The sequence below is a fragment of the Pseudomonas sp. GW822-FHT03F04 genome (assembly GCF_058801405.1).
Map to the genome: position 1 here is coordinate 382852 of NZ_JBXANF010000002.1, position 20025 is coordinate 402876.

Consider the following 20025-nt stretch of genomic DNA (forward strand, 5'->3'; position numbering starts at 1 on the left):
GGGCTTATGAATAATCTCACTGCAACGCGGATTTCATACCTGGCTTCGGTAGGTACCTTTACAAGGAAGTAGATCCATTTGATTGAGCCTGTGTTATCCACCCTTGGAGACAACTCATCATGGCGACACTTTGCGAAATATGTAATGCGAGACCAGCCGTCGCGCGGGTGACGGTCTCGCAAAATGGCCAAGCGAAAACAATGTCCATTTGCGATCACGACTACCGCCAACTCGTCCGTCATCAAAGCATGCTGAATCCGTTTGACTCATTACTGGGTGGAGGGATGTCCCGTTTCTTTGACAACGTGGGTGGCCACTTGGATCAAGGAGATGATGATCTGAGGCTCTCAGCACAGGTGCCCAGAGAGTCCGTTGACGCAACCGATGCCTTCAGTTCCCAGACGATGGAAATCCTACAGCGAGCTGCTGAGAAGGCCCAGGAACTCAACCGCAGCGAACTCGACACCGAGCATCTGCTGTATGTGTTGGCGGATACCGATGTGGGCACGGCATTGCTCAAGGAGTTGAAACTCTCTCCCGACGAAATCAAGGGCTATATCGACCAACACGCTCAGCGCGGCAGTGCCGAGTCGTCAGTCGATCAGATGACCGTCTCACCACGTCTGAAGAAGGTCTTCAATTTTGCGTTCCAGGCGTCCCGAGACCTCGGGCATTCGTACGTAGGGCCGGAGCATTTGTTGATTGGGTTGTCAGCGGTACCGGAGAGTATTGCCGGCACGCTGTTGAAAAAATATGGAGTCACCCCCGAAGCCTTGCGGCAGAAAGTCGTCAAGGTCGTGGGTAAAGGCGCCGAGGATGGCCGGGTGGATACCCCGACTGGGACGCCGACGCTCGACAAGTTCGGTCGAGACCTGACGGCGTTGGCCCGTGAGGGCAAGCTTGATCCGGTACTCGGGCGTGCGCAGGAAATAGAAAATACCATTGAGGTGCTCGCCCGCCGTAGGAAGAACAACCCGGTGCTCATCGGTGAGCCCGGTGTCGGTAAAACCGCGATCGTCGAAGGGCTGGCGCAACGAATCATCAAGGGCGATGTTCCGGAGATCCTGCGTGGCAGGCGCCTGGTTGAGGTGAATCTGAACTCGATGGTTGCTGGTTCAAAATATCGCGGGGAATTCGAAGAACGGGCCAAGCAGTTACTTGATGAGGTCACAGCGAAGAATTCAGAACTGATTTTGTTCATCGATGAGTTGCACACCATCGTCGGTGCGGGTGCAGAGGAGGGCGGGTTGGACATTGCCAACGTACTCAAGCCTGCGCTGGCCCGGGGTGAACTCAGCCTCATTGGTGCGACAACGCTGAATGAGTACCAAAAACACATCGAAAAAGATGCCGCGCTTGAACGGCGCTTTCAACCGGTGTTGGTACCAGAGCCCACTGTCGACCAGACCATCATTATCTTGCGTGGCCTGCGCGACAAGCTTGAAGCGCACCATCAGGTGACATTCGCCGATGAAGCCTTTGTTGCCGCTGCCGAGCTGTCGGATCGATACATCACCTCGCGCTTCTTGCCTGACAAGGCCATCGACCTGATCGATCAGGCGGCTGCACGTGTTCGCATCAGCTCCAGTTCAAGACCAGCAAGCATCCAGGAACTGGAAGCTGAAATTACCCAGTTGAAGCGCGAACAAGACTATTCGTCCTCACGCAAACGCTTCGACGAAGCCAAGGGTTTTGAAGAGCGCATCAATCAGAAGCAAGCACAGCTGGAAGAAGAAACCGAAGCCTGGCAGCGCAAGACCGGATCTGAAACCCTTGAGGTCACAATGGCCTCGATTGCCGATGTCGTATCGCGTCTGACGGGCATCCCGGTCACCGAACTCACGCAGGAAGAGCGGCAAAAACTGCTGAACATGGAAGACACCCTGCGTGATCGCCTGGTTGGTCAGGAAGACGCGGTTCTGGCCGTCAGCGACGCGGTGCGTTTATCCCGTGCAGGGTTAGGACAATCGAACCGGCCAATTGCGACGTTTCTGTTTCTTGGCCCGACCGGTGTCGGTAAAACCGAACTGGCCAAGGCTTTGGCAGAGACGGTGTTTGGTGACGAGCAATCGATTATCCGCATCGACATGTCCGAGTACATGGAGCGGCATGCTGTGGCCAGACTGATCGGTGCGCCACCCGGATACGTAGGCTATGACGAAGGAGGTCAGTTGACTGAGCGCGTCCGCCGCAAACCCTACAGCGTGATCCTGCTTGACGAAATCGAGAAAGCGCATCCCGATGTGAGCAACGTATTGCTGCAAGTGTTCGATGATGGGCGCCTCACAGACGGAAAGGGGCGGGTCGTGGATTTCAGCAATACAATCATCATCGCGACCAGCAACCTGGGCTCGTCTGTGATCATGGACAATCTTGAGAGGCCGGAGGATGAACGCCTCACTGAGAAAGCCCTGCGTGATGAACTGATGGACGTACTCAAGGGACATTTCCGCCCCGAGTTCCTGAACCGTATCGATGACATCATCGTGTTCCATGCCTTGAGCCGCGAAAATATCCGGGCCATCGTGGGCATTCAACTCGACCGAGTGACTCGAACCGCCGCAGCACAGAGCATCACGTTGAAAATCGATGACTCGCTTGTTGACCACTTGGCCGACGTTGGCTACCAGCCCGAATTTGGCGCACGCGAATTAAAACGGCAGATTCGCCAAACCGTCGAAACGCGACTTGCCAAGGAGATGCTTGCCGACAAACTCAAAGCCGGCGACAGCGTTGAGTTGGGTTATGACAAGGGGCGTGATGAAGTGATCTTCAACAAGGTCGAGGTTGATGAGCCCAAGGCTTCTGAAAAGACTAGCCCACCGGCAGATCAGCCAAAGCAACCCGATGATTCAGCTTCTACGGCGGGCACTCGAACTTGACGTAAAACCAATATCGACCGAGGAGCGGGCCTGAAGAGGTATTGATCACAGGCCTGCTTCGCTTTTCATCAAGGTATTGCTAGCCGAAAAGTTCAGGTGGTTCACAGACCGCCTTTCAGCTTAGGACATAGTCAACAGGTTGTAGTGGAGGGGGGATATACGTGCGGCCAATGGCACTCAAGATATCTCGTTCAATCGCTCGAACAAGGGCATCAGTGGGAAGATCGTTTTCATCCCGTCCAAAAGGATCTTCCAACTCATCTCCAATGGCATCAAGTCCAAAAAATGTATAGCTGACTATCGCGGTGAAAATTGGCGCAATCCACCCCAAAGGTTCGGCCAGCGCGAAGGGCAGCAGTATGCAAAAAAGATAGATGGTGCGGTGCAGGAGCAATGTGTATGGAAAGGGAAGGGGGGTGTTTTTAATACGCTCGCAAATTGCCTGGGCCTCACACAAGCCCGTTAATCGCTGCTCCAGCGTCACATATCGCCACTCACTGATTATGTTTTCTTGAGCCAGGCGTGAACACTCCCTACCGGTTTCTTGCAAAATGCCATCGCTGATGTTGAAGGTCGGGGTGATCCTGATCAGAAGGCCTGGTACCCAGGGTCGAGCAGCTTTCAGCTCATCTTCATTGCGAAGCCTTGCGTTAAGCGCATGAGCGAACCCACACAATCCCAACAACATCCTTTCCCTTAACTCAGCGTCCTGAATGACACAGCTCTCGCGGATGAAAGAGCGTACTTCGATGATGATTCTTCCCCATTCCTTGCGTCCCTCCCACCACCGATCGTAACAAGCGGAATTGCGAAAGCTCATGAAGATGGACAGTGACAGGCCTAGTAGGGTGAAAGGTGTGGCGTTGACGCGTGAGAAGAACGCAGGATGCATGCTTTCAATCAATACGATGATGGAGGCCAGGACGGTGACCATGATGCTTCGCCGAACGATACGTTTAGCGATAGATCCTTTCAGCGTAACTAGAACGTTTAGCATGTTTGGTTTGGGATGAACGATCATGGTTACCCCGCAAACGAATGAAAGGATTGGAAGTTACCCCCCCGTCATGTTCATGAAGCGCAGAATCTGGACATCGCCATTGGTTTCGAAATGATGGCTGTAGGGCTTCAGCGTCATAGCCTCACGGATGGCTCTGTCAAGCCGCTCGCTATCTGCAGGGTAGCTGCGAAGAATCTGTTTCAGATCGCTGGAGTGTTCGTTACCCAGGCACAGGAGCAGTCGACCTTCGACCGTTACTCTCACCCGATTACAGCTCCCGCAAAAGTTATGGCTATGGGGTGAAATGAAGCCAACTCTGATATTGGGTGCTTCCGCGATCCGCCAGTAGCTGGATGGGCCTTGGGTGGACTCGGCTGACTCGATCAAAGTGAAGACTTCGCTCAGACGCGCTCGAACCTCGTCACTTGAACAGTAGGACTCATTGCGCTGGTGCTCAGTGATGACGCCCAGCGGCATTTCCTCAATGAAGGAAATGTCTAGCTGTCTATCGATGGCAAATCGCACCAGGTCAACCACTTCAGTATCGTTACGTCCCTTGAGCACTACACAGTTAAGTTTGGTGTGGCGAAAATCGGCGGCAAGGGCGGCGTCGATTCCAGCAATCACGCGGCTTAAATCACCTGTTCTTGTCAGTGATTTGAACAGTTGGCTATTCAAGCTATCCAGGCTGATATTCAGGCGAGATACGCCAGCATCTCGCAAGGGCTTCGCCATGTGGGTGAGTTGCGAGCCGTTAGTACTCATGCACAGCTCTCTCAGACCAGGCAATGCGGCGATCTGACCACACAATTTAACAACGCCGTTTCGTACGAGTGGCTCTCCGCCTGTCAGTCGAATTTTCTGCACGCCCAAAACCACAAACTGCTGGGCTATTTGGAACAGTTCCTCCAACGTTAAAATGCTCTGGCGAGGTAGAAATTGCATGTCTTCAGCCATGCAGTAAACACAACGGAAATCACAGCGATCAGTCACCGACATCCTGAGGTACGTGATTTTTCGATTGAAGCTGTCGACTAGCTCGTTGTCCGGTATGTCCACTTTTGCCGTACCTTTTCATTGTGATTATGGGTGTCAAGGCGAAAGCATTTTTTGGAGCCCGTTTAGGAGAGGAGGGGGTGAAATTTAAGCATAGGCAGGCGTCCGATAGGCGTCAAACGGTACAGTATTCCAGGTTCGACGCCCCCCTGTTCGTTAGCGTTTTTCGACGTCTTCAGCGTCCTTGGCGTCCATTTCGGCATTACGCTCCTCCATTCGTTTACGCTGTTCATCGGTCAGCTCAATCCTCTGCGCGGTATCTCGCAGAATCAGCAAACCTCCGATGATCGATAAAAACGCGATGGCCATAATCAACCAGGCATACCAAGGCATGACGCTCTCCTGTGTTCGTACGTAGTATTTCCGATCAATCGCCCATTAATTGGTTGGGGCGCTCTTTCTTTAGTCTAGACTGGTGGCAGATGCATCATCTTATCTAAGGTGCCCTGTTCGATGGGTAGATACGAGAGCTTTAATTGTAGACGTTGACTTTCTCAAAGGGCCACTCTTGGCTTTTTGTTTGGAGCAAGTCATTGGTGCATATCAATGCCTGATAGATTTACTCGATCAGGTAGTAATTATTTGTGATTGGACAAAATAATCGCGTGGATATTATGCTTTATTAATGGCTCTAAATAGAACCTCGGTCTCGGTGGATTTTGGCTTTTTAGGCGTCGGACTGGCATGACGAGTCGCCAATCACTGATTAACATAATGTTTAGAGTTATTGTGAATGAAGCCTATTAGTTGCACTGGCAGAGCTCGCTTCCATGAGGGTAGGAGTGGTAGTCGAGAGAGCGGTTTTGAGAAAAGCTTAAAGGGGCTGATGAATTCTTACGGGAAAGGACTCGAAGATATAATAGAAATGTTCGATCTTGCCCCTTTCGATCGGGGTGATCATCTATTAGTCGACGCTAAAAATATTGGCTCTCCAAAAGTATATAGAGGCTCTCGGTTCCCTCATTCAGCAAAGAAAAGCAGGCTCGATGCTGGTATGCCATTTGCTAGAGACTTAAAATATCGATCAGGAAAAGGGTTGTTGTCTCATAAAAATGCTTTGTTTGATCTATGCCCGGAGTTGTTGTCGCTCGATGACGCTCAAGGTGAGAGACTGTTTCGCGATTTTATCCGCCATTATAACTACAGCGGTTTAGTTTTTGACTGGACTCAACACCTTGTTCTTTACCGCTGGCTGAAAAACTCCCACTATGCTGGTGCGTTGGAAAAAGAACATTTGGAAGCCGTCATGACTGCTGCCATTTCTCTATGGTGCGAAAACGACAAAGGTAGTTTTCAAGGCTTGGCCCTAACTCATTGTGATAATCCGACAATTATGCAAGGGTGGAAAGGCTCTTTTGATAAAAGTTGCTCGAATTTGGAGATGGTACCGAATGGCGTTAGTATTTCTCCATCCAGTGATTTTGCTTTCTGCTTCTTGTCGGACGACGGCTGCGAGTCGCCAACGGGGTTTGAGACTCTCAAGTTAATCTAACTTGCTCTAAAGCGCTGCGCAGTAATTGAAGTAAAGATTTAAATCGATTTTGCCTGGTTCTTAGCAGGTGCTTTAAAGCCTGCTGGCTCTGTTGCTGGCAGAGAGGCTTTTTAATTTATTGGGGTTTATTATGCTTGGCTGGGTTCGTAACGTTCATGTCAGCACCAAGCTGGGGTTGGGTTTCGGCTTGGTGCTTATACTTTCACTTTTACTGGTTGTTACGGGGTGGGTGGCGATTAACGTCCTCGCTTCACGAAGCGTAAAGGTAGAAAGTATTGCTCGCATCAACGACATGACGATGGAACTGCGAGTCGAGCGGGTTCGAATGGAGCTAAACCCTAAAGGGAATAGTGTTCAGGTACTCTTCAATACTCTTGATAAATTGGCAGCTCACTTGAACGCTGCGCGAATCCTGCTAACCGTGCCTAGTGATGAAACGCTGATTGATCAACAGAAAGAGGCCGTCAAGATGTATCGCGATGAGCTGGGTATTGTTGGGCAACCAGGTGCGGATCTGCCCTCAGTTTTTGCTCGAATGAGTACCCAGGGCGATATCTTGCTCGACACAACTCGTGAGTTGATAGCATCACAAGCGGCTAAAAGAGAGGCTGACTCATCCTTTGCTAAAACTCTTCTCGCGACCGTAGCAGTACTCGCTTTACTTCTTGGCACAATTGTAGCCTGGATGATTACCCACCAAATCGTTGCTCCACTTCGGCAGGCTCTCAAAGATGTTGATCGTATTGCATCGGGCGACTTGAGCCAAGATGTCGCCGCTGATCGTAGCGACGAATTGGGGCAATTGCAGAAAGGTCTGCAACAAATGACCACCAGCTTACGGACGCTCATAAGTGGAATCACTGGCAGTGTGATCCAGATCGCAAGTGCAGCGGAAGAGTTGTCTGCAGTGACGAAGCATACGAGTACTGGAGTTAACAGTCAGAGAATTGAAACTGATCATGTCGCAACTGCAATGAATGAAATGACTTCAACTGTTCAGGAGGTCGCGCGTAGTGCCGAAGAGGCTTCAGAGGCAACCTTGATTGCGGATCAACAGGCACGCAAAGGTGACAATGTTGTCGGGGAGGCAATCGAGCAGATCGAACGCTTAGCATTGGAAATTGGAAGTTCTTCCGAGGCTGTAAGCCATCTGAAGGAGCAAAGCGATAAGATTGGTGGCGTATTGGATGTTATTAAGGCTGTCGCCCAGCAAACCAATTTGCTTGCACTTAATGCCGCCATCGAAGCTGCTAGGGCTGGTGAGGCAGGGCGAGGATTTGCAGTAGTTGCAGATGAGGTGCGAAGCTTAGCTTTACGTACCCAACAGTCCACCGAAGAAATTGAAAGTCTAGTGGCAGGAGTGCAGACCGGCACAGATGCTGTGGCGGCGGGAATGAAGACGAGTTTGTTATTGAGTGAACACAGCGTAGAGTTCACACGCCGAGCAGGTACCTCATTGGAAAACATAACCAGTTCGGTTTCTACCATTCAATTGATGAATCAGCAGATTGCTGCTGCGGCAGAACAGCAGACAGCCGTCGCAGAGGAGATCAATCGCAGCGTGATTAACGTGCGTGATATTTCCGAGCAAACCGCAAGTGCGAGTGATGAAACTGCCTCTTCAAGTGTAGAGCTAGCACGCCTAGGTCATGAGCTTGAAGATTTGGTTGCGCGCTTCAAAGTCTGACTATTTGGCGATAATTGCTTTCTGATCTCAGTCTGGCGTAGCTCATGCGCATTAGGAAGGAGGCACGATGAGCCAGTACCTTTTGAGTTTTGCAAGGCAGAATCTTGAAGGGCGCAGTGACGCTTACCTCGTGCTGCTCTCGTGCATGTACCAGCCGAACCAGGGCAAGAGCCGCTATTCCGACCACATCAAAACGCACATCACCGCGGCAGCTGGCCAGTTACTGGGGCACGTTGCCGACAATCCTGGGCTTCTTCTGCAGCACCAAAGCCATCGACTATCTCAAGCCATCCCAAGTGCAAGCGCTGAAGCTGACCGAACCACTGTTCGCCGCGCTGCCGGCATTTGTGGCGTTCAATGAAGTACCGCGCAAGCTTCTCTGGCTCTTTGGCAGTCATCAACACTGGCTCATCCGGTATTGAAGCGTTTCTCGATCAGACCTCCAAAGCGCTGGGTACTCTCGAGCAACGTGCGGTGAAAAGTGCGCAGTTGATCGACCAGTAACCGCGCCTCGCTCGCCATGGGTTCCTCGCGGGTGGTGAGGTTGGCAGCGTGCAGCGAGCGCAGGGCGAACACGGTAATGTCGCTGATGACCGGTTGAATCCACAGCCGAAAGCTGCCGTTGCCAGGGTCGCGATGAGTGGTGATAGTTGTTAGGGGGCTGGAGTTCGAATCTCTCCTTCACCGCCACATTCAGTAAACGCAAATCACTGAAATCCATAGATTAAGTATGGTTTTTGGCGTCTGAAAAAAGGCCATATGGGACTGAGATGGGACTAGGGCGTTATTTTGGAGCAGGAAATACAGCTTCGCGATTGATCGGTCGAGCATGATCCGTCTGCAATGGACTAGTCTCTCCAGACGCCTCGATCAAGGACGAATCTATGCCAAATAACTCAGACTCCAACATTGCCACGGCAGACGCTCTGACATTGCTTCTGCACAACCAGCATGCCCTGGGTGCGGCTGTAGAAGAGGTCACTAGATGGCTTTCAGAAAATGGCGTAGAGCGTGTTGCCGATAACGCACTGGTGGCTATGGAAACCTTGGACGCGAATGCCAAAGCGATTACAGATGCGATTACGCGGCTACGGCAGTCGTAGAGAGTCAAAGCAACACAATTGGGGGGGCGGAGCGCATTTCTGCCGATTCATCAGTCTGTTCTATTCGCAGCAGACCATTTTCCCGCTTAGGCGAGTCAGGGCCACACCGTCGTATTGCAGTCAACGAAGCAGCTCAAGATTCCAGTGACGCCTATGATTTTGCGTCGCAGGAGTGCTGAGAATGTGCGCTGGTCATTGGCAACTAAGCACCGCTCTACGATGAGGAGGCTACGGACTCAATGGAGTGTTTTGCTTGAGCGACGCTGAGCCCACTCTGCAAGCTCGCACCATTCTTGGCCGCAAGGATCTCGGCCATCACGCTTACGGCGATTTCCGCAGGCGTCTTGCTACCGATGTAGAGGCCGATCGGTCCGTGCAGTCGCTCAAGCGACGCCTCGGTCTCACCAAAATGTTCGATCAGGCGCTCGCGGCGCAGCTGGCTGTTGCGCCGAGAGCCGATGGCGCCGATGTAAAACGCCGGGCTGTGGAGTGCTTCGAGCAGGGCCAGATCGTCGAGTTTGGGGTCATGACTCAAGGTGACAATGCAGGTGCGCAGATCGACCGCGAAGTCGCGGACCACGTCGTCCGGCATGCCGACAATCCGCTCCACGCCTTCCACCGCCCAGGTATCGATGTACTCGGGACGCGGATCGCACACCGCCACCTTGAAACCGTTGAACAGCGCCATGGTGGCCAGATACTCGCCCAGCGCGCCGGCCCCGATCATCAGCATCCGATAACCGGGTCCTAAGGTATTGAGCATCTGCGCGCCGTCGAAGCTGAATTGTTCCGGCGTCGCGGTTGGTTCGAGCATGACCTTACCGGACTCCAACTTCAGGCGACGACGGACCAGTTGCCCGGCGTCCAGTTGTACTAGCAACGAGTCGAGTGACTGCCACGCCGGGTTGAACTCCAGAATCAGTTCAAGCGTGCCACCGCAGGGCAGGCCGAAGCGATGCGCCTCATCGGCGCTGACACCATAGCGCACCACTTGCGGCGCGCTGTTGCTAAAAGCGCTGCCGCCATGGGCCGTGGTATAGCGATGGATCAAATCGTCTTCGATGCAGCCACCGGACACGCTGCCCACCACGCGACCATCGTCACGCAAAGCCATCATCGAACCCGTTGGCCGTGGTGATGAACCCCAGGTGCGCGCCACCGTGGCGAGCAACACACGCTCGCCGGCGGCAAGCCAGTCCCGCGCTGTGCGCAGAACCAGCAAGTCGATGCTCTCCATCAGGTTTTCCTCTAACGCATCTGCAGAATGATCGGGCTGCTACTGGCCGGATCGGTGTGCTCACGCAGTTTGCCAACCGTCTGTGCATCAACAGCACCGCCCTGATTGCCCCAGGTGCTGCGCATGAAGGTCAGTACTTCGGCGATCTGCTGATCCGACAGCTGCTCACGGAAGGCCGGCATGCGATAGGCATCCGGCACGCCGGCCGCCACCACACGTTGCGCGCCATTGAGGGTGATGTTGATCGCCGAGGCGCTTTCCTTGGCCAGTGCAGAAGTCGCGCCGGCCAGCGGCGGCATCCATTGCGATTGACCCTTGCCGTCCAGACCGTGGCAAGACGCACAGCGTGTCGCGTAGGTATGAGCACCGGGCGAGTCCAGACGTTGCGCTGCCGAAACCGCTTGGTACTGCCACGGCGCGCCATCTCGTTCGCGATCCCCGGGAAGCGACTTCAGGTAGTGGGCAATCGCGGTCAGATCGTCATCGCTCATGAACTGCGTGGAGTTGTTGAACGCCTCGGTCATCGAGCCGTAGACCACCGCGTGCTGGTTGCGACCGGTCTTGAGGAACTGCACGATCTCTTGCTCGCTCCAACGGCCCAGCCCGGTGTTGTGATCATCACGCAGGCTCGGTGCGTACCAGCCATCGAGCAGGGCGCCGGCGAGGTATGGCTTGCCGGACTCCTCCAGTGCCTTCTCGTTGAACGCCAGGCTGCGCGGCGTGTGGCAACTGCCACAGTGCCCGGCGCCCTGCACGAGATAAGCGCCGCGGTTCCATCGTTCATCCTGCGACAGTTTTGTCACGTAAGGCTCGGTGTCGACAAACACGCCGTTCCACAGTGCAATCGGCCAACGCAAGTTCAGCGGAAACGGAATCGAACTCGGGATGTTCGCCTGTTTGACCGGCGCCACGCCTTTCATGAAGAACGCGTATAGCGCACGCACGTCATCGTCACTGAGCTTGGCATAGGACGGGTAGGGCATCGCCGGGTATAACCGGCGACTGTCGGGAGCTACGCCGTGGCGCACGGCACGGTCGAAGTCCGCCAAGCTGTAGTGGCCGATGCCGGTTTCCGTGTCCGGGGTGATATTGGTCGCATGGATCGCGCCCAGCGGTGTGGCCATTTCCAGCCCACCGGCGAACGGCGCGCCATCCGGCACGCGGTGACAGGCCACGCAATCACTCAACCTGGCGACGTATTCGCCCCGAGCAACCAATGCCGGGTCGATGTCGGCCACGGCGATCTGGTGGTTTTCCAGGCGCGAGACGGGCTCGCGGGTGACATACCAGGCCAGCAGGCCTGCCGCGACCAGACACGGCACGGCCAGCCAGCCAGCGGTTCTTGCGAATCGGCTGTTATTCATGAATGCTCCGGCGCTGATCAGGTGAAGGTGTGTCGGCTCAGGGGCAGGCTGCGCACCCGCTGACCGGTTAGCGCTGCCACCGCGTTAGCGACAGCGGGCGCGACCGCAGGCAATGGCGGTTCACCGATGCCACCCATTTTTTCCCCGCTCTCGACCACACGCACATGAACCCGTGCCATCCGCGCAGGCGGCAGGATCGGATACAAGTCGTAGTTGCGCGCCCGGGGTTTGCCATCCACCCACACGGCTTCCTCCACCAGCGTTTGCGACAGTCCCAACGCCACGGCGCCATTGACCTGCGCCTCGACAATCGCCGGGTTGACGATGCTGCCTGGGTCAATCGCCTGCCAGATGTCGTGCACCTTGACCTGACCGTTTTCGATGGACACCTCGGCGATTACCGCCGTCTCTGTACCGAACGGCGAAGCCATGGCCACGCCGCGTGCACGTTTGCTGCCATCCTCGGCGGTAAACGGCCCGCGCTTCCAGCCTCCGGACAGTTCACCCACCGCTTGCAGCAGCGTGGTCAGGCGTTTGTTGTCACGCAGCAAATGCAGGCGCAGGTCGAACGGGTCTTTGCCGCCCTTGTCGGCGAGTTCGTCAAGGAACGATTCATAGAAGAAGTCGTTGAGCGAATTGCCCACCGAACGCCAGTAACCGAGCATGGCCGGGCCTTTGACGTAGATCTGTGCGATGCGTTTGTTGGGGATCGCGTAGGACTTGCCCGACAAGCCTTCAAGCGCCGTTGGATCGAGCTTTTCACCCTGTTTGCCCGCAAGGGCTTCGGTCGGGCCTTCGGTGGCACTGATCGCTTCGATTGCCAGCGGCCAGCCGTCGTTGTCCAGTGCCGCCCGGAAATTCACCGCGGCAACCGGGCGGAGCACGTCACGCAGGAACTCTTCTTCGCGGCTCCAGATCAGCTTGACCGGACGGCCAACTGCCTTGGACAGCGCAATCGCCTGCGGATACGGACTGGCCGAGTCATAGAGGAAATGCCGGCCGAAGAACCCACCCAGCAGTGGCGAATGCAAGGTGATGCGCGAAAGATCGAGGCCCGTACGCTTGGCGATGTCGGCGCGGAACATGTCCGGCGCCTGATTCGGCAGCCAGACTTCCAGCGAACCGTCCGGGTTGAATCGGGCCAGTGCTGAAGGCGGCTCCAGCTGGCCGTGGTTCAGGTACTGGTTGTGGTAGGTGGCGTCGATCCGGGTCTTGGTCTCCTTGAGAATCGCCGCCACGTCGCCTTCGTTTTCATCATCTTTGGCCGGGCTTTTATCTTCAGCGAGGCGCTTGAACCAGGCATCGCTGGAAAAGTCGGCGGGCATCGGCCGCACTTTGCTCTCGGCCGTTGGCTCTTGCCAGTCGACCTGAATCGCCTCGACCGCACGTTTGGCGTGCCACCAGCGCTCGGCGACCACCGCCACAGCACCCGGCAGACGATGCACGGAATGCACGCCTTTCATCGCCTTGACCTGATCTTCGTTGCGCAGATTGCCCACGGTCATTCCCAGGCGCGGGGCATGTTGCACGGCGGCATGGAGCATGTCGTCGACTTTCAGATCGATGCTGTAGAGCGCCTTGCCGGTTGACTTGTCGTAGGCATCGAGGCGCTTCACCGGTTTGCCGATCCAGCGGAACTGGCTCGGATCGCGCAGCTTCACGGAAGCCGGATCAGGAACCGGCAGATCCATCGCACGCTCGGCCAGTTCACCGTAGGCCAGCGAGCGGCCCGACTTGGCGTGCACGACTTTGCCAGGCTCGGTGGTCAATTCACTTACTGGCACGCCCAGTTGCTGCGCGCCCGCCTGCAACAACATGGCGCGGGCGAGGGCGCCGAGGCGGCGCATCACCGGGTAACTCATGCGCACCGACATGCTACCGCCGGTGATGCGCATGCCGTTTTCCAACACCACATAAGCTTCGCCGGGCGGCGCGGCTTCGACCAGGAAAGATGCCGGGTCGGCATCCAGTTCCTCACCGACAATCTGCGCCATCGCCGTGAACGTGCCTTGTCCGCCCTCCATAAAGGGGCAGAGCAGACGCACGCGGTTGTCCGGGCGGATTTCGAGAAACGCCGGCACTTGCGTGCCGCGCTCGGCCGTCGTCGCAACGGCAGCCTGCACGCGCGTCGCACCGAGCGGCAGACCGAAGCCGAGGACCAGCGCGCCGACGGCGGTACCGGTCAGGAAACGTCTGCGCGAAACATTGATCGGTTCGTGCAGATCCAGTATTGAGGCTTGCTGTGAAGGTTCGATGCGAACGTTCATCACGCGTCTCCCTTGCCGGCCAGCTCATGCACGGCGGCATGAATGGCGTTGTACGTTCCGCAGCGGCACAGATTGACCATCGCCGCCTCGATTTGCGCATCACTGGGCTTGGGGTTTTGCTTGAGCAGCGCGGTAGCGGCCATCACCTGCCCGGACTGGCAATAGCCGCACTGAGCGACCTGCAAATCGACCCAGGTCGAGACCACTCGTTTGCCCACTTCATCGCTTTCGATGGCCTCAATGGTCGTGACCTCGCGGCCGACCACACCCGCGACCGGCGTGACGCACGAACGCACGACGTTGCCGTCCACCAGCACCGAGCAGGCGCCGCATTGCGCCAGTCCGCAGCCGTACTTGGTGCCGGTCATGCCAAGATCATCGCGGATCACCCACAGCAAGGGCGTGTCGGCGTCGGCATCGACCTGATAGGTCTTCTGGTTGATTCGTAGTTCCATGGTTCACCCGCTGATCATCGGTTGACGTGCATTGTTATGAGCGGTGACACGCGGCGAGGCGCATCAGCGTTTTTCGTTCAATTCGCTACTGTGCCGAGCGCTTCTGCCTCGAATGGCTGCCCGCGCAACAGGGCAATGTCACGACTCGGCGCGGTGCCGAACAGCCGGCCATATTCGCGGCTGAACTGCGAAGGGCTTTCATAACCGACCGCAAACGCCGCCCGCGACACGTCGAGGCGTTCGACCAGCATCAGCCGCCGCGCTTCGTTGAGCCGCAGCCATTTCTGGTATTGCAGCGGACTCATGCCGGTGAGCTGGCGGAAATGATGGTGAAAGGTCGGCGCGCTCATCTGCACCTGCGCGGCCAGATCGTCGATGCGCAGGGCATCGGTGTAATTGACCTTGAGCCAGTCAATCGCCTTGGCGATGCGATAACCCTGACCATCGACGGCCGTGATCTGCCGCAGCCGTGCGCCTTGATCGGTATGCAGCAGCCGATAGTGGATTTCACGCAGAATCAGCGGCGCCAGCACCGGAATCGCCTCGGGCTCATCGAGCAACGCCAGCAGGCGATCAAGTGCGCCCTCCAGCGCGGACGACAGGCTGCCAATCGCGGCGCCCGTGCCCGTTGCTGGCTGGCGCTTGGCCGGCAAGCCGCTCTTGGTGATGACCTCGGCGAGCATGCTGACATCCAGTTTCAGCACGAGGCCGACACAGGGCTGCTGGGGACTGGCAAGCATCACTTCGGAGTTGGCAGGCAGGTCCAGTGAGGTGACCAGAAACCGCGAAGGGTCGTAGCTGTAACCCTCGCCACCGACCCACAAACGCTTTTCACCGCGACCGACGAGAATCAGGCTCGGTTCGATCATGCACACCACGGGGGCCGCCGGCTGGTCGCGACGAAACAGCGACAGCCCGGGTATGGCCGTGGCGAAGTCACCCGGCGCACTCACGCGCGGGTCGATGTGCAACGCCAAAGGCGATTCCTGGGGCAGAGGGGTAGGGATCATGTCGGGTCACTCCTGTTGACCGAACTCTAATCCGCGCGCGAGACGTTTCCTATCCATCACCCTGCATCGCCAGAGGATCAGGCAAGCATTCAAGAGGAATGCGCTAGGGAAGGGCCGGATTGACCGGGAGAATGTGTCTATCTGTTACAGGGGCAGCGCCCGAATCAGCTTTAAGCTGCTTGCCCCCTGCGCATCACATCCACAGGTTTTTCGCACCACAGGTAGTTTCCATGACGTTTCCTTCTACAGATCCTTCTAAAAGAACAGGCGGCTGGAGCGCTGTGCTGGCCATGTCGTTGGCCGCATTCGCTCTGGTCGCTTCAGAGTTCATGCCGGTCAGCCTGCTGACGCCGATTGCAGCCGACCTGCATATCACCGAAGGCCAGGCCGGGCAGGGGATTTCCGTGTCCGGTGCCTTTGCCTTGATCACCAGCCTGCTGATTGCCTCGGTCGCCGCTCGCGTCGAACGCAAGAAGCTGCTGCTGGGCCTGACCTTGTTGATGATCGTCTCCGGTACGGTCGTCGCGGTCGCGCCGGGCTACCCGTCATTCATGTTTGGACGTGCGTTGATCGGGATAGCGATTGGTGGTTTCTGGTCATTGTCGGCGGCGACTGCAATGCGTCTGGTGCAGCCTGAACAGGTTTCGCGAGCGCTGGCCATCGTCAATGGCGGTAACGCGCTGGCCACGGTCATCGCCGCTCCGGCGGGCAGTTTTCTTGGTTCGCTGATCGGCTGGCGTGGCGCGTTCTTCTGTGTGGTTCCAGTCGCAGTGCTGGCCGCCGTGTGGCTGCTGATCAGCCTGCCGTCCTTCAAGGCCGAGCGCCAGGCCGGTAGCGGCAACGTTCTGCGACTAATGAAACAGTTGCCAGTGGCCTTGGGCATGGTCGCCGTCAGCGTGTTTTTCATGGGCCAGTTCATGCTGTTCACCTACCTGCGGCCATTTCTTGAGGGCGTGACCGGCGTCAGTGTCTCAACCTTGTCCTTCATGCTGCTGGGGCTTGGAGTGGCAGGTTTTATCGGCACCTTTCTGATCGAACGGTTTATCGGTCGCGGCCTCTACCGCACGCTGACCGCCATTCCACTGATCATGGCGGTGATCGCGCTGGCGTTGGTCAGCTTCGGCAAATCACCGGTGCTGACCGCCGTGTTGCTCGGAATCTGGGGGCTGGTCGCCACGGCCGCGCCGGTCGGCTGGTGGACATGGATGGCGCAGACGCTCCCGGATGATGCGGAAGCCGGAGGCGGCTTGCTGGTGGCCATCGTCCAACTAGCGATCGCCGGCGGCGCAATCATTGGCGGTCTGGCCTTTGATTTGAGCGGCTACAAAGCCACCTTCGAGCTTAGCGCCGCTGTCCTGGTCGCCGCATCTGTGCTGGCCTGGCTGGCCGGACGCAATGCCACGGAAGTTCATCTTGTCGAGCCGAACGCGACAGCCTGACGAGATCACCTGCAACCGGTTTCGCCTTATGGCTCAAGCATCAAACTGCGCCAAACGATAACGGGCGGTTCAACCCGCGCAACATCCGGTTGCGGCGCTTGCTGTTCCTGCACCTCTGGCGAAATCACTTCGGATGATGAGCGCTCAAGCAGTAAAAGCTGTGCAGTTTCTATGGTCGACTCATGAGTAGGCGGCGTGGTCATTTGAGCGAAACAACGACCTTGCCCTTGGCGCGTCCCTGCTCAACGTACTTCAATGCTTCAGCCGTTGATTCAAAGGGGAAGGAACGATCAACCACTGGTTTGATGATCCCGTCCTCCACGAGCGCGGTGATTTGTTGCAGTTGAGCGCCATTGGCCCGCATGAACACGAACGCGTAGCTGACATCCTGCTTGCGCGCTTTGCGACGAATGCCAAGGCTCAGCAGTCGCATGACTTGCTGCAATGGCCAGGACAATCCTTGCTCCCTCGCGAACTGCACAGTGGGTGGGCCCGAGATGGAAATGAGTTGACCACCGGGTTTCAGGACCGCGAGTGATTTCTCCAGCACGTCGGCGCCAAGGCTGTTCAGCACCACGTCGTAGTCACGCAGCACATTTTCGAAGTTCTGCTGTTTATAGTCGATGACTAGATCGGCCCCCAGCGCCTTGACCCATTCGACATTGGCGGTGCTGGTAGTTGTGGCGACAAACGCACCGAGGTGTTTGGCAAGCTGAATCGCAATTGTGCCGACGCCGCCGGAACCCGCGTGAATCAGCACTTTCTGGCCCTTTTGCAGCCGGGCGGTTTCAACCAGTACTTGCCAGGCGGTCAGTGCAACCAAGGGCAGGGATGCGGCTTGTGCCATGTCGGTATTGGCGGGTTTCAGGGCGACCGCGTTTTCGTTCACGGCGATCAATTGGGCGAACGTCCCGATCCGCGCTTCGGGCGGGCGAGCGTATACCTCGTCTCCCGGTTTGAAGCGTGTCACCTCCGGGCCGACTTCAACCACAACCCCCGCCAGGTCATTGCCCAATATCAACGGAAAGGCATAGGGCAGAATCAGCTTGAAGTCGCCTTTGCTGATCTTCGAATCCAGCACGTTGACACTGCTCGCATGGCCCTCGATCAAGACGTCGTGGGCACCGACTGCAGGGGCGGGCGCTTCGCCAATGCGTCCGGGGTTCTTGCCATAGCCATCAATCAGAAATGCTTTCATCGTTGTGCGGCTCTTGCTGGTTATACGGAGGGTAGTCGGTGGGGTTGCGGTGTTGCTGCGTGACGTGGTCAAGCATCGAGAAACGCCTGCGCCTTGGTCACAAAGTCGGCGTGATGCTGGAAAATCCCACCGTGCCCGGCATCCTCATAAATCACCAACTGTGCGTTGGGGATAAGCCTGGCCAGTTCAAACGAGTTAACGCTGGGCACCATGATGTCGTTGTCGCCGTTGACGACCAGCGTCGGCGTGCGCAAGCGTCCAAGCGCTTGTCGCGGTTGTCTGCCCCACGCCGTGATGGCTTTCAATTGCCGCAGGAAAGCGCGGGGCGTCGGGCCCTTGTCGCGATTTTTCTTGCGTGCCTTGAGGCGTCTTAAATACTGCGAGGCAGACCGTCGCCCATTGGCCGACGAGGTGAAGAAAAGGTAGAACTTGGGATCGCGCAGGGTCAGCAAACCTTTGAGGATCAATGGCCATGACACTGTGCCGACCTTGTCGATGCCGGTGCCGCCCGCCGGTCCAGTACCGGTCAGAATCAACCGGCGTACCAAGTCAGGCGCCTTGAGGGCAATGTCCTGAGCGACGAAACCTCCGAGGGAGAAACCGAGCACATCCACGGTTTTCAGCCCCAGCGCCCTGATCAGCTGGATGGCATCGTCGGCCATTTCGCCCACCGTCAGTGGCGCGGTTCCACCCGAGTTGCCGATGCCGCGATAGTCGGTGGTGATGACGCGTCTGGTTTGCGCCAGGCCATCGATGATCGCGGGGTCGAAGTTGTCCAGCACTGCGCCCCAATGGTTGAACAGTACCAGGGGCATGCCGGTTGCGGGCCCAGTGTCGCGGTAGGCGAAGGGCATGCCGTTGACCGTGATCGACTGGTTCGCCGCGTCGATGAATAACGTCGGCGAACCCGAGCGGGAATTTGTCTGCATTGAACTCATAGTCACTCCGGCCAGCGGGCAGGATTCGATGCAATGCCATGTGCCTGCATCGAATCTGCCGCGAATGCTCGCTAGCAAAAAATCACTGTGGCGTCTGGTAGCGTTGGGCGACCGCAGACTGGCGGATTTGCCCCAGCAGGCCCTGGCGTGCGCCCTGCAGGTCATCCCAGCGCTCAGCTTCGTGCAGCGGCGGGATGGTCACAGGTTCGCGACGATCGAAGCCGACCAGAGCGGCATCCACCAGGTCACCCACTTCCATGATTTCGCTCAGGGTATTGATGTCGACGCCGGAGCGATCCCAGATTTCCGTGCGGGTGGCGGCGGGCAACACGGCCTGCACGTAGACGCCCTGAGGCGAAAGCTCCAGGCTCAGGCCCTGGGACAGGAACAGCACAAAGGCCTTGGTCGCACCGTAGACCGTCATGCCGAACTCCGGCGCCAGACCCACCACCGAACCGATGTTGATGATCGCACCATCGCCGGCCTTGGCCAGGCGTGGGGCGATGGCGCTGGCGAGCCGCACCAATGCCGTGGTGTTGAGGGCAACCAGTTGCGCAACGCTGTCGGTGCTTTGGTCGACGAAGTGGCCGGACAGCGCGGCGCCGGCGTTATTGACGAGAATGCCGATGCGGTCGTCGTCGCGCAGGCGGCTTTCAACGGTGGTGAGATCGCTGAGTTGGGTCAGGTCTGCCGGGATGACATCGACGGCGACGTCGTGCTCGCTGCGCAATCGCGCTGCGAGTGCGTCCAGGCGAGCCTGATCGCGGGCGACCAGTACCAGATCATGGCCGCGTTGTGCGAAGCGTTCGGCGTAGACAGCGCCAATGCCGGTGGAGGCGCCGGTGATCAGAACAGTAGGGCGAGTGTTCATGGGGTATCTCTCTTTCAGGAGGTGAG

The 20025-nt window shown here is 57.0% G+C and carries 16 protein-coding genes and 2 pseudogenes; 6 read left to right on the forward strand and 12 right to left on the reverse strand.

All coding sequences use genetic code 11. From position 1 onward, the window contains the following. The first annotated feature begins 116 nt into the window (after window positions 1-116). Complete coding sequence (locus AC1RMX_RS05390) at window positions 117-2882, forward strand: ATP-dependent Clp protease ATP-binding subunit (RefSeq protein ID WP_493071161.1); 2766 nt, start codon at window positions 117-119, stop codon at window positions 2880-2882. Between the two features lie 115 nt (window positions 2883-2997). Here AC1RMX_RS05390 and AC1RMX_RS05395 read toward each other — a convergent pair whose 3' ends face one another. The 3 genes from AC1RMX_RS05395 to AC1RMX_RS05405 form a co-directional block, all read right to left on the reverse strand. Continuing rightward, window positions 2998-3903: a bestrophin family protein gene (locus tag AC1RMX_RS05395; protein WP_493070870.1), complete on the reverse strand. Its 906-nt coding sequence runs from the start codon at window positions 3901-3903 to the stop codon at window positions 2998-3000. A gap of 33 nt (window positions 3904-3936) precedes the next feature. Next, entirely contained in the window at window positions 3937-4935 is a 999-nt protein-coding gene (gene moaA / locus AC1RMX_RS05400; protein WP_493071163.1) for a GTP 3',8-cyclase MoaA, read from the reverse strand. 159 nt (window positions 4936-5094) lie between these two features. After that, window positions 5095-5271 (reverse strand): DUF2897 family protein, encoded by a 177-nt coding sequence (locus AC1RMX_RS05405; RefSeq protein ID WP_493070872.1) that lies wholly within the window; start codon window positions 5269-5271, stop codon window positions 5095-5097. A 532-nt stretch (window positions 5272-5803) separates the two neighbouring features. On the opposite strand from AC1RMX_RS05405, the gene AC1RMX_RS05410 reads away from it, so the two are divergent. From AC1RMX_RS05410 to AC1RMX_RS05420, 3 genes and pseudogenes are all read left to right on the forward strand, one after another. Next, window positions 5804-6430, forward strand: coding sequence for a hypothetical protein (locus AC1RMX_RS05410; RefSeq protein ID WP_493070874.1), 627 nt, complete (start codon window positions 5804-5806; stop codon window positions 6428-6430). Between the two features lie 130 nt (window positions 6431-6560). Then, a complete protein-coding gene (locus AC1RMX_RS05415) occupies window positions 6561-8117 on the forward strand; it encodes a methyl-accepting chemotaxis protein (protein ID WP_493071165.1) in 1557 nt (518 codons plus the stop codon). Window positions 8118-8347: 230 nt separating this feature from the next. After that, window positions 8348-8500, forward strand: a pseudogene (locus AC1RMX_RS05420) (DMT family transporter); the annotation flags it as partial. A gap of 28 nt (window positions 8501-8528) precedes the next feature. Here AC1RMX_RS05420 and AC1RMX_RS05425 read toward each other — a convergent pair. Next, a pseudogene (locus tag AC1RMX_RS05425) lies at window positions 8529-8765 on the reverse strand (hypothetical protein); the annotation flags it as partial. Window positions 8766-9001: 236 nt separating this feature from the next. Between AC1RMX_RS05425 and AC1RMX_RS05430 the strand changes: the two are divergent. Continuing rightward, window positions 9002-9220: a hypothetical protein gene (locus AC1RMX_RS05430; RefSeq protein WP_493070876.1), complete on the forward strand. Its 219-nt coding sequence runs from the start codon at window positions 9002-9004 to the stop codon at window positions 9218-9220. 214 nt (window positions 9221-9434) lie between these two features. Here AC1RMX_RS05430 and AC1RMX_RS05435 read toward each other — a convergent pair whose 3' ends face one another. The 5 genes from AC1RMX_RS05435 to AC1RMX_RS05455 form a co-directional block, all read right to left on the reverse strand. Further along, complete coding sequence (locus tag AC1RMX_RS05435) at window positions 9435-10457, reverse strand: XdhC family protein (protein WP_493070878.1); 1023 nt, start codon at window positions 10455-10457, stop codon at window positions 9435-9437. 11 nt (window positions 10458-10468) lie between these two features. Next, on the reverse strand, window positions 10469-11821 hold the full coding sequence (locus AC1RMX_RS05440; RefSeq protein WP_493070880.1) for a c-type cytochrome: 1353 nt from the start codon (window positions 11819-11821) through the stop codon (window positions 10469-10471). Window positions 11822-11838: 17 nt separating this feature from the next. Beyond that, on the reverse strand, window positions 11839-14088 hold the full coding sequence (locus tag AC1RMX_RS05445) for a xanthine dehydrogenase family protein molybdopterin-binding subunit (protein ID WP_493070882.1): 2250 nt from the start codon (window positions 14086-14088) through the stop codon (window positions 11839-11841). Continuing rightward, window positions 14088-14543 carry a (2Fe-2S)-binding protein gene (locus AC1RMX_RS05450; RefSeq protein WP_064118102.1) on the reverse strand — a complete coding sequence of 152 codons (456 nt, stop codon included), beginning with the start codon at window positions 14541-14543 and terminating at the stop codon, window positions 14088-14090. The genes AC1RMX_RS05445 and AC1RMX_RS05450 overlap by 1 nt, the downstream gene beginning before the upstream one ends. Window positions 14544-14620: 77 nt before the next feature. Then, window positions 14621-15553 (reverse strand): AraC family transcriptional regulator, encoded by a 933-nt coding sequence (locus AC1RMX_RS05455; RefSeq protein ID WP_096820460.1) that lies wholly within the window; start codon window positions 15551-15553, stop codon window positions 14621-14623. A gap of 230 nt (window positions 15554-15783) precedes the next feature. Here AC1RMX_RS05455 and AC1RMX_RS05460 point away from each other — a divergent pair, with 230 nt between their 5' ends. After that, window positions 15784-16992, forward strand: a complete 1209-nt coding sequence (locus tag AC1RMX_RS05460; RefSeq protein WP_096820461.1) for an MFS transporter — start codon at window positions 15784-15786, stop codon at window positions 16990-16992. 199 nt (window positions 16993-17191) lie between these two features. Here AC1RMX_RS05460 and AC1RMX_RS05465 read toward each other — a convergent pair whose 3' ends face one another. From AC1RMX_RS05465 to AC1RMX_RS05475, 3 genes are all read right to left on the reverse strand, one after another. Further along, window positions 17192-18190, reverse strand: coding sequence for an NADP-dependent oxidoreductase (locus tag AC1RMX_RS05465; RefSeq protein ID WP_429527034.1), 999 nt, complete (start codon window positions 18188-18190; stop codon window positions 17192-17194). Window positions 18191-18258: 68 nt separating this feature from the next. Then, a complete protein-coding gene (locus tag AC1RMX_RS05470) occupies window positions 18259-19128 on the reverse strand; it encodes an alpha/beta fold hydrolase (RefSeq protein WP_493070886.1) in 870 nt (289 codons plus the stop codon). 82 nt (window positions 19129-19210) lie between these two features. Then, window positions 19211-19999, reverse strand: a complete 789-nt coding sequence (locus AC1RMX_RS05475; protein ID WP_096820464.1) for an SDR family NAD(P)-dependent oxidoreductase — start codon at window positions 19997-19999, stop codon at window positions 19211-19213. Window positions 20000-20025: the final 26 nt, after the last annotated feature.